Annotated in this window: 2 protein-coding genes; one reads left to right on the forward strand and one right to left on the reverse strand. The window is 36.4% G+C overall.

The window, feature by feature from the left end; all coding sequences use genetic code 11:
• The first annotated feature begins 99 nt into the window (after positions 1-99).
• Entirely contained in the window at positions 100-1,545 is a 1,446-nt protein-coding gene (locus ACPYKA_RS19965) for a glycoside hydrolase family 32 protein (RefSeq protein ID WP_188859720.1), read from the forward strand.
• A 52-nt stretch (positions 1,546-1,597) separates the two neighbouring features.
• Here the strand turns inward: ACPYKA_RS19965 and ACPYKA_RS19970 are convergent, their stop codons facing one another.
• Positions 1,598-2,593, reverse strand: a complete 996-nt coding sequence (locus ACPYKA_RS19970) for a LacI family DNA-binding transcriptional regulator (protein WP_229782805.1) — start codon at positions 2,591-2,593, stop codon at positions 1,598-1,600.
• Positions 2,594-3,248: the final 655 nt, after the last annotated feature.

The raw sequence follows: 3,248 nt of genomic DNA on the forward strand, positions 1-3,248 counted from the left end.
ATGCCCACCAATACATTCTATAAAATGGCGTTTGAGTAATTCTAAGAAAACAGGAGCATTTTGAAGATAATCAAAGTATATAGAGGGAGAGATTTTATAATGAATAATCATGAGAGACAAATTGAGAAAGCAAATACATTTATAAAAGAAAATTCGAATCAAAAAGAAAGGGATTACCAACCTACTTATCATTTTACTGCTCCGGTTGGCTGGTTGAATGACCCAAATGGTTTAATTCAGCATAAAGGTATCTATCATTTATTCTATCAATTTCATCCTTACTCGGCGGATTGGGGACCGATGCATTGGGGGCATGCAACCAGCAGTGATTTAGTTCATTGGGAACATCAACCCGTAGCACTTGCTCCTTCAGAGGACTATGATTTAGGTAATCCTGGCGAAGGATATGGCTGCTTCTCCGGTAGCGCTGTAGTAAAAGACGGTGATTTATTCCTCTTATACACAGGACATATTGATAGCAAAAATCCAAAAGAAGTACAATGTCTAGCGACAACACAAGATGGAATACACTTTGAGAAACATCCTAATAATCCTATTATAGATAAACCACCGCATTCATTGAGTAATGATTTTCGTGATCCTAAGGTATGGTCATATGAAGATACATGGTATATGGTAGTTGGAACAAGTCACAATGGGGATGGTGCAGCAGCTTTATTTCAATCAGATGATTTAATAAACTGGGAGTATTGTGGCCCAGTTGCTAAAAGTGATGGTACTTTAGGGGATATGTGGGAGTGTCCTGACCTATTCCCCATCCAAAATAAACATGCGCTAATTTTCTCACCTATGAAAGATGAGGGGCATGGTAAAGCTCTGATTCAAATCGGAGATATGGATTACGACACCAAACGTTTTACAAAAGATTATGATGTGGAAATTGATCAAGGATTTGATCTTTATGCACCTCAAACATTTCTTGATGAAAAAGGGCGTCGTATTTTAATTGCTTGGATGGATCATTGGGCCTCTAAATTCCCAACAAAAGAAGAAGGTTGGGCCGGGGCGATGACGATACCAAGAGAAATAAAATTAAACAATGAAGGTAACGTTCGGTTCCAACCAGTAGAAGAATTAAAGATGTTACGAGCAAAAGAAGAACAATATCATGAATTGAACTTTACGAAGTCGTTTTCACCTGAGACAAAAGGTCAGTCTATCGAAATCAAATCAAGTTTTGATCTTTCTACGACAAACAGTGAAACATTCGGATTAAAAGTTTTAAAATCGGATGACGGGGAAGAATTTACTGAAATAAAATACGATGCCAAGACAAGTAAAGTCACTGTTGATTTAAACAAGGCAGGACATGTTTCAGGTATTGCATCAGCAGAGGTAGAACCAAGTGAAGAATTGTTGCTTCATATTTATATTGACCGATGTTCCGTGGAATTATTTATTAACAATGGAGAAAAGGTTATTACAAACAGAGTATATCCAAAAAACACAAGCAATCAAATTGAGTTTTTCGGGGAAGAAAATGTAGCTGTGAAAGAACTCAATGTATGGGAACTAAAAAAGTAAATATTTAGTTGATAAGAGCAGACAGTCTATAACCTTGAACTGTCTGCTTTCTTTATGTGGATCCTCGTTCTATTAGCATGGGTTGTAAAACAACCTTTTTCATCTTTTTATCAGGAGATTGAATTCGTGAAAGAATCATATGAGCTGCCTCTATTCCCATTTCATATGCCGGCTGGTCCACTACGGTCAATGGAGGAGAAACAATTCTTGTCCATTCAAAGTTATCGAATACAATGACAGCAATATCGTCCGGAATAGTTATCTTATTTTCAATAAAATAATAGATGATTCCTGTAGCTACCTCATTGTTCGCTATAAATATAGCGTCTAAATCATGTAATAGGAGTTGAGCAGCCATTTCATAACCGCTTTCATATGTAGGTTCTCCAATAAATACAATATTTTCTACATCAGGTTCATCTTTTTGAGCATCTTGATATCCAGCTAATCGTTGTTTTGCTGTACTTATCGTTAAATTCGCACCAGCGTAACCAATGCGTTTATAACCCTTTTTCTTTAAGTATTTTATTGCATCATAGACGCCTTGATAGGAATCAATAGATACGGAATCTCGTTGGTTTTCTTCTGGTATTCGATCAATTAAAACAAGAGGATGATCCTTAAGAATATGTTTCTCAAGTGTTTGATACTCACTGTAAGTAGATGCAAGAATAATGCCATCCGTAATTTGGTCATTTAGTAGTTGTAACTGTTCTATTTCTTGCTTTAAATCTTCCTTGGAATTACTAATAATTAAGTGATAACCGTATTCTCTAAGGGTCTCTTCTATTCCTTCTGCAATGGACATAAAAAAGCTCTTTGACGTATCTTCTTTTCGGAATGGAATGATAAGACCGATTGTGTATGTTTTTGCACTTCTTAAACTACGAGCTGCATGATTTGGACGATAATTTAATTCCTCCATTGCCTGTAAAACCCGTACAGTTGTCTCCTCCGACACATACCTGGTTTTATTAATTACATGAGAAACAGTAGCAGTTGAGACACCTGCCGCTCGTGCAACATCCTTAATTTTAGGCTGAGACAACGAATGCTCACCCCTTTCTGGTAGCCATTTTCGTATTTTTGTCTAACAAAGATGATATAATTATTATATCATATTAATGAATTTCATAATACGTATCTAATGCTTCACCATCACCATATGTAGTTGAGTTGGTTCGTTCCCAACTACATATGGTGATGGAAAAGCCGACTTTGGTAATTATGAAATTCATTCATATATAAGAAATTTTCTTCTATAATGAATCCATTTCAGGGAAGCAATAACACTATTTCTAGAACGCTCGATTCACTTAGCTTTGTTAACAGTCGCGAATAGAAATTTTGACTAACTGTACACGTCCATTTTATTCCTTTAAATTTCACCGTCATTCATCTATCAAGAACTACAAGCAATTTCCCAGAAATATAGGACACTCCCACCATATCCCCCATTAACAAAACAACACGTATCCAACTCAAAAACACGATCCACCCCATTGACTGAATCCTTTCTAGACCCATCCTTATTTCAAAAGCAATTTACTTCGAGTCTCCCGCTTCCCTACTCTATTACTCAGCACGTTTCACTACTTCTCATCCAGGGAAAAAGCTAAACAAAGATAATGAAAAGGAGTTGGTACCATGAACATGTATACCGACAACTGCCGATATACTTAATGTAACAAGAATGGATAGTC

The sequence above is a fragment of the Pseudogracilibacillus amylolyticus (SeqCode) genome, from assembly GCF_051918545.1.
Taxonomy (GTDB): Bacteria; Bacillota; Bacilli; order Bacillales; family Amphibacillaceae; genus Pseudogracilibacillus.

Bases quoted from the DNA above. Each gene is read 5' to 3' on its own strand.
- ACPYKA_RS19965 (WP_188859720.1), top strand. From the start codon at position 100: ATGAATAATCATGAGAGACAAATTGAGAAAGCAAATACATTTATAAAA.